General features: G+C 64.1%; 5 protein-coding genes and 2 pseudogenes. 4 read left to right on the top strand and 3 right to left on the bottom strand.

All coding sequences use genetic code 11. The features are described 5' to 3' along the window. A pseudogene (locus ACO6D5_RS27455) lies at positions 1 to 507 on the top strand (hypothetical protein); the annotation flags it as partial. Between the two features lie 107 nt (positions 508 to 614). Here ACO6D5_RS27455 and ACO6D5_RS27460 read toward each other — a convergent pair. Together ACO6D5_RS27460 and ACO6D5_RS27465 are read right to left on the bottom strand one after the other, a co-directional pair. Beyond that, entirely contained in the window at positions 615 to 1,034 is a 420-nt protein-coding gene (locus ACO6D5_RS27460) for a universal stress protein (RefSeq protein ID WP_485827146.1), read from the bottom strand. Further along, a complete protein-coding gene (locus tag ACO6D5_RS27465) occupies positions 1,031 to 2,038 on the bottom strand; it encodes a TerC family protein (RefSeq protein ID WP_485827147.1) in 1,008 nt (335 codons plus the stop codon). Before ACO6D5_RS27465 ends, ACO6D5_RS27460 begins: the two co-directional genes overlap by 4 nt. A 146-nt stretch (positions 2,039 to 2,184) precedes the next feature. Between ACO6D5_RS27465 and nhaR the strand changes: the two genes are divergently transcribed. Beyond that, positions 2,185 to 3,165, top strand: coding sequence for a transcriptional activator NhaR (gene nhaR / locus ACO6D5_RS27470; protein WP_485827148.1), 981 nt, complete (start codon positions 2,185 to 2,187; stop codon positions 3,163 to 3,165). A 34-nt stretch (positions 3,166 to 3,199) separates the two neighbouring features. Here nhaR and ACO6D5_RS27475 read toward each other — a convergent pair whose 3' ends face one another. Next, complete coding sequence (locus ACO6D5_RS27475) at positions 3,200 to 3,889, bottom strand: GntR family transcriptional regulator (RefSeq protein ID WP_088588189.1); 690 nt, start codon at positions 3,887 to 3,889, stop codon at positions 3,200 to 3,202. Positions 3,890 to 4,013: 124 nt separating this feature from the next. Here ACO6D5_RS27475 and araD point away from each other — a divergent pair, with 124 nt between their 5' ends. After that, positions 4,014 to 5,744, top strand: coding sequence for an L-arabinonate dehydratase (gene araD, locus ACO6D5_RS27480; protein ID WP_485827149.1), 1,731 nt, complete (start codon positions 4,014 to 4,016; stop codon positions 5,742 to 5,744). 75 nt (positions 5,745 to 5,819) lie between these two features. Beyond that, positions 5,820 to 5,917 (top strand): annotated as a pseudogene (locus tag ACO6D5_RS27485) (ribonuclease activity regulator RraA); the annotation flags it as partial.

Raw genomic sequence — 5,917 nt, forward strand, 5'->3', positions numbered from 1 at the left:
CGGATCAGCCTGAATGCGTCGGAAAAGAACGAGGTGCTGGAAACCCGGCGGTTCGAAGTGGAGTTCCAGGACGGCGCCTCACCCGCCTTCCGCATCACGCCGCACGTGCCGCCGGTCCCGGCGCCCGCGCCCGATGCGCGCCATAGCCGCGACGAGCCCGTGTTCGGGACCTCGGGCAATGGCATCTATGAACTGGATAAGGCCGAACGCGTATGGAACGAGCGTTCGGCGTCGCCCACGGTGCAGGGCAAACCCAGCTGGATCGGCGACGCCTGGTTCGGCCGCCAAGCCTGGGTGATCAAGACCTACGCGGATCATTTGTTTTCATTCAACGAATACACCAAAACCTATTTCACGACGCGAGACCAGGGCAAGACTTGGCGTCCGTTCCAGGTGCCGCAGGATGTGGAGACGGGATTGCTCGGGATGGACGCGTCGGGCGAAGCCTTGCTGTCCCTGGCGGAACGGGATGGGAAGACGGTGATACGGCGGTATCCGTTGGATTGACGACGCGTCCTGTCGCCCATCTGGCCGTGCGATGGCTTCCGCCTTCCTGGCTCTCGCGTCCGGCCTGCTTGGGGCAACGCCCGCCCAGGCGGCCGCCCGGTCCAGCCTTAAACCATCAGCACTGGACAAGGCGCGTGCGCCAGAATCCTTCCGCTCACCGACCCCATCAAGGCATTCACGAGCGGGCTGCGGTGATGCGATCCCAGTACGATGCAGGCGGCGTTGACGCTTTCCGCGTACTTGACGATTCTTTCGGGCGTGAATCCCGTCAGCTCGTGGCATTCGAAGTTCACGTTTCCGCGGCGAAGTATGTCGATCACCGAGCGCATGGCCTTGCCGCTTTCTTCGTGGTGCCAGGCGTCGATCTCGGCCTTGCCGATGAACGACTCGACGTCCCCCGACACCTGGGGTTCGCAATGCACCACATGCACGACGAAATCGCGGCTCAGCAATGGGCTTGCGACCAGGTAGCGGGCCGCTTCGTCGCTGTGTGTCGATCCGTCGGTGGCGAGAATGATCGTGTTCATGGCAGCTCCTTGGTGTGTGCCTGCTTCACGTTGTGGCGGTTGGCCGAAGCCTTCCTTCTGGGCAGCAGCAAGCTGGCGCCGATGGATGCGGCCAACACCAGACCGACCACGCCAAGCGACCAGTGCACCGGCACGTGGACCCACTGCGCCGCCAGCATCTTGCCGCCGATGACGATCAGCACGATCGCCAGCCCATACTTCAGATAATGGAAGCGGTCCACCATGTCCGCCAGCAGGAAATACAGCGCCCGCAGGCCCATGATGGCGAAAATATTCGAGGTGAAGACAATGAACGGGTCCCGCGTCACGGCGAAGATCGCCGGAATGCTGTCGACAGCAAAGACGACGTCCGTCGCTTCGATCATCAGCAGGACGACGAACATGGGGGTCGCATAGCGCAGCCCGTTGAGGCGGACGAAGAAGGATTGCCCGTGATAGTCGGGAGTAATGCGCATCCGTGCCCGCATGAAACGGACAAGCGGGTTCTGGGCGATGTCGGGTTGGCGACCGGCCGTGGCCAGCATCCTGGCGCCGCTCACTATCAGGAAGACGCCCAGTACGTAGAACAGCCAGACGAATTTCGACAGCAGCCAGACGCCGGCAAGAATCATCCCGATACGCATCACGATGGCGCCCAGCACGCCGTACAGCAGCACCCGCCGTTGCAACTCCGGGGGCACCGCGAAGTACGTGAAGATCAAGGAAAAGACGAACATGTTGTCCTCGGACAGGGACAGTTCGATCAGGTAGCCAGTGAAGTACTCAAGGGTTTTCTGGTTGGCCACCGCGCGGCCGGCGTTCGCATCGAGAAACGACCACATCGATAATCCGAACAGCGTCGCCAGCGTGGCCCAGGCAAGCACCCAGCCCAGCGCCTCCCGCGTCGATACTCGGTGCGCGCGACGGCCGCCCAGCGCATACAAGTCAAGCGCCAGCACGGCCAGCACCAGGCCGACGAATCCCACCCACATCGGCGTTGTGGCAAAAGTCTCGACGTGACCCATTGCCGCCTCCCGCCATCGCCGCCAACCGCTGGAATGCGGCCGGAATCCTGAACGATGCAAGACACGAAACCAGTCTAGAACACGCTTATTCGTCGGACAATTCGCATATCATGAAGTGATAGTCAGATTTTTTGGAGTGATCGGCCATGGTCTCTCTCAACTACAAACATCTGCGCTATTTCTGGATGGTTGCCAAGGCCGGCAGCATTGCGCGCGCGGCGCAGCAATTGCAGCGCACGCCGCAGTCGATCAGCGGCCAGTTGCAGGAACTGGAATCCTCGCTGGGCTCCGCGCTATTCCGGCGGGTGGGCCGCGGGCTCGAGTTGACCGACGTCGGCCGCCGCGCTGCGCAGTATGCGGACCGCATCTTCACCCTGGGCGACGAACTGCTGGACGATCTGCGTGACCGGCCAGCCCGGCGAGTGGTGGAGTTCAAGATAGGAATCGCCGAAGGCGTCCCCAAATCGCTGGTTTACCGGATGATCGAGCCGGTGCTGCGTCTGGAAGAGAACGTGCGGCTGATCTGCCGCGAAGGCCGGCTTGCCTTCCTGCTGGCGGATCTGGCGGTGCACCGGTACGACATGGTGATTGCGGACCGTCCGATGCCCAGCCAATTGAACGTCCGTGGCTTTAGCCATTTGCTGGGCGAGAGCGGCCTGACGTTTTTTGGCGCGCCGGCCTTGCTTGAACAATTGCCGGGCCGCTTTCCGACGATGCTGGACCAGGCCCCGTTCCTGTTGCCGGGCGAGGATGCCGCGATCCGGCCGCGTCTGGTGCAGTGGTTTGACGAGCATGACATCCGGCCTCGCATCGTCGGGGAATTCGACGACAGTGCCTTGTTGAACTCGTTCGGCCAAACCGGGGTCGGCCTTTTCGTGGCGCCGACCGCGACCACGACTTATCTGGTCAAGCAATATCGTGTGCGCGCCATCGGCAGTATCGCCGGCGTCAAGGAGCAGCTCTACGCGCTGACGACCGCGCGGCAACTGCAGCATCCCGCCATCATCGCCCTGAACAAAGCAGCCCGGGAGGACCTCTTCGGGCATGACGACGGCACCGCCCGCCGCCCGGTGCGTAAGCCCTCTTCGGGCAGGAAGGCCGGCGGCGGCGCACCAGGCGGGGCATGACCCGCCCTGGTCTTTCACAGGGGCGCCCGACGCCTCACTCCGCCAGCACGTATTCCGGATAGCGCTTGCAGATCTCTGCGACCTGGCTGAGCGTGCCGGACAGGTGTTCCCGCAGCACTTGCTGCGCCCGCCCAGGCTCCTGCGCCACGATGGCGTCCAGAAGGCGCTGGTGGTCGTCCATGATGCGTTCGGCCTTGCCGGCTTCGGGCAGATGCAGTCGGCGCAGGCGGTCCAGGTGGCCGCTGTAGCGTTGCTCCAGTTCCCAAAGGCTGGTCACGCCGGCAGCCGCATGCATGTCGCGATGGAAGGCCTGGTCGGCGTCGATGAACTGCTGGTATTCGCCATTCGCATGGCTGACGCGTTGCAGGTCGATGCTGGCTTGCAGGCGCTTGTGCAGCACCGGGTCGGCCCGTTGCGCCAACAGGTGCACGATCTCCAGTTCCAGCGACTGCCGCAGGAAATGGGCCTGCCGGGCGGCGGGGATATCGATGCGGCTGACGACGGTGGTGTGCTGCGGATAGATCTCGACCAGCGCTTCCTCGGCCAGGCGCATGAGGGCGTCGCGGATGGGCGTCTGGCTCAGGCCGTAGGTTTCGGCCAGTGTGACGCGCGATAACGCGGTGCCCGGGGCGAGTTCCAGCGACACGATTTGTTCGCGTAAGTGTTCAAAGACCTGGGGTGCGGCGTGGCGCGACCGGTCCAGTCTGAGCTTTTGGCTTTGCATCCGAAGGCGTGTCGGGAGTACGGTGGTCGAAGCCCGCAGTGTAGCGGGTTTTTACCTAGCTGACGCACTAATGTATTAGTGTTTAAATGATCCCATACCCACCACGCCTCACTCCCATTCCCCTATGAAACGTACCTACGAAAGTCTGCGCAGCGCCGCCTGGATGGCCAAGGATGACCTGCGTTCGTTCGGCCACCGTTCCCGCATGATGCAGATGGGCTATGCCCCTGACGACTGGGTCGGCCGGCCCATCATCGCCATCATCAACACGTGGTCGGACCTGAACCCCTGTCACAGCCATTTCAAGCAGCGCGTCGAAGACGTCAAGCGCGGCGTGTTCCAGGCGGGCGGCTTTCCGGTGGAATTGCCGGCGATTTCGGTGTCGGAATCCTTCGTCAAGCCGACGACCATGCTGTACCGCAACTTCCTGGCCATGGAAACCGAAGAGCTGCTGCGCAGCCACCCGGTCGACGGCGCCGTATTGATGGGCGGGTGCGACAAGACGACGCCGGGGCTGCTCATGGGCGCCATCAGCGCCGGGCTGCCGTGCGTGTACGTGCCGGCGGGCCCGATGCTGCGCGGCAACTGGAAGGGCAAGATCCTGGGTTCGGGCTCGGATGCCTGGAAGCTGTGGGACGAGCGCCGCGCGGGCAAGATCACGCAGGAGCAATGGACCGAAGTGGAAGGGGGCATCGCCCGCAGCTACGGTACCTGCATGACGATGGGCACGGCCAGCACCATGACGGCCATCGCCGAAGCCATCGGCATGACCTTGCCGGGCGCCTCGTCGATTCCGGCGGCGGACGTCAACCACATGCGCATGTCCGCCGAGTGCGGCCGCCGCGTGGTGGACATGGTGTGGGACGACCTGACGCCCAAACGCATCCTGAGCCTGGCATCGTTCAAGAACGCCATCAACGTCGCCATGGCGATGGGCTGTTCCACCAATGCCATCGTGCACCTGGTCGCCATGTCGCGCCGCGCCGGCCATGCGGTCAGCCTGGACGATTTCGACGCCGCCAGCCGCAAGGTCCCGGTCATTGCCAACATCAGGCCCAGCGGCGACACCTACCTGATGGAAGACTTCTATTACGCGGGCGGCTTGCCTGCGCTGATGTCGCGCCTGCACGGCCACCTGGACCTGTCGGCCATGACCGTCACGGGTAAATCGCTGGGCGAAAACATCGCGGGCGCCGAGGTCTATAACGACGACGTGATCCGCAAGCTGGAAACGGCCATCTACGACGAAGGCGCGCTGGCCGTGCTGCGCGGCAATATCGCGCCCGACGGCTGCGTGATCAAGCCCAGCGCCTGCGCGCCGCAGTTCCTGCAGCACACCGGCCCGGCGCTGGTGTTCGACGACTACCCGAGCATGAAGGCCGCGGTGGACGACGAGAACCTGGACGTCACGCCCGAGCACATCATGATCCTGCGCAACGCCGGCCCGCAGGGCGGCCCCGGCATGCCTGAGTGGGGCATGCTGCCGATTCCGACCAAGCTGGTGAAGCAGGGCGTGCGCGACATGCTGCGCCTGTCCGACGCGCGCATGAGCGGCACCAGCTACGGCGCCTGCATCCTGCATGCGGCGCCTGAAGCCTACATCGGCGGCCCGCTGGCGCTGGTCAAGACCGGCGACACGATCACGGTGGACGTGCCTGCCCGCAGCATTCACCTGAACATCAGCGACGAGGAGCTTGCCGCGCGCCGCGCCGCCTGGACGCCGCCGCCCAAACGCTATGAGCGCGGCTACGGCTGGATGTATTCCAAGCACATCCTGCAGGCCAACGACGGCTGCGATTTCGATTTCCTGGAGACCGAATTCGGCGCGCCCGTACCGGAACCCGAAATCTTCTAAGCACGCCAGGCGGGCCGCGCCCGCCGCGTGCCCCCTAATTCATCGCCTATCGACCCCGGAGCCATCGTGTCCCAAATGAATCCCGAAACCCGCGCCCGCCTGGCCGGCATCAGCACCGCCACGCTGTGCACGGCCCTGTTCAAGCGCGGCCTGCGCAACCAGTTCATCCAGGA

This window comes from Achromobacter sp. (genome assembly GCF_057314935.1).

Coding starts and splice junctions, on each gene's coding strand:
- ACO6D5_RS27460 (WP_485827146.1), bottom strand. CDS start 1,034: ATGAACACGATCATTCTCGCCACCGACGGATCGACACACAGCGACGAA.
- ACO6D5_RS27465 (WP_485827147.1), bottom strand. CDS start 2,038: ATGGGTCACGTCGAGACTTTTGCCACAACGCCGATGTGGGTGGGATTC.
- nhaR (WP_485827148.1), top strand. CDS start 2,185: ATGGTCTCTCTCAACTACAAACATCTGCGCTATTTCTGGATGGTTGCC.
- ACO6D5_RS27475 (WP_088588189.1), bottom strand. CDS start 3,889: ATGCAAAGCCAAAAGCTCAGACTGGACCGGTCGCGCCACGCCGCACCC.
- araD (WP_485827149.1), top strand. CDS start 4,014: ATGAAACGTACCTACGAAAGTCTGCGCAGCGCCGCCTGGATGGCCAAG.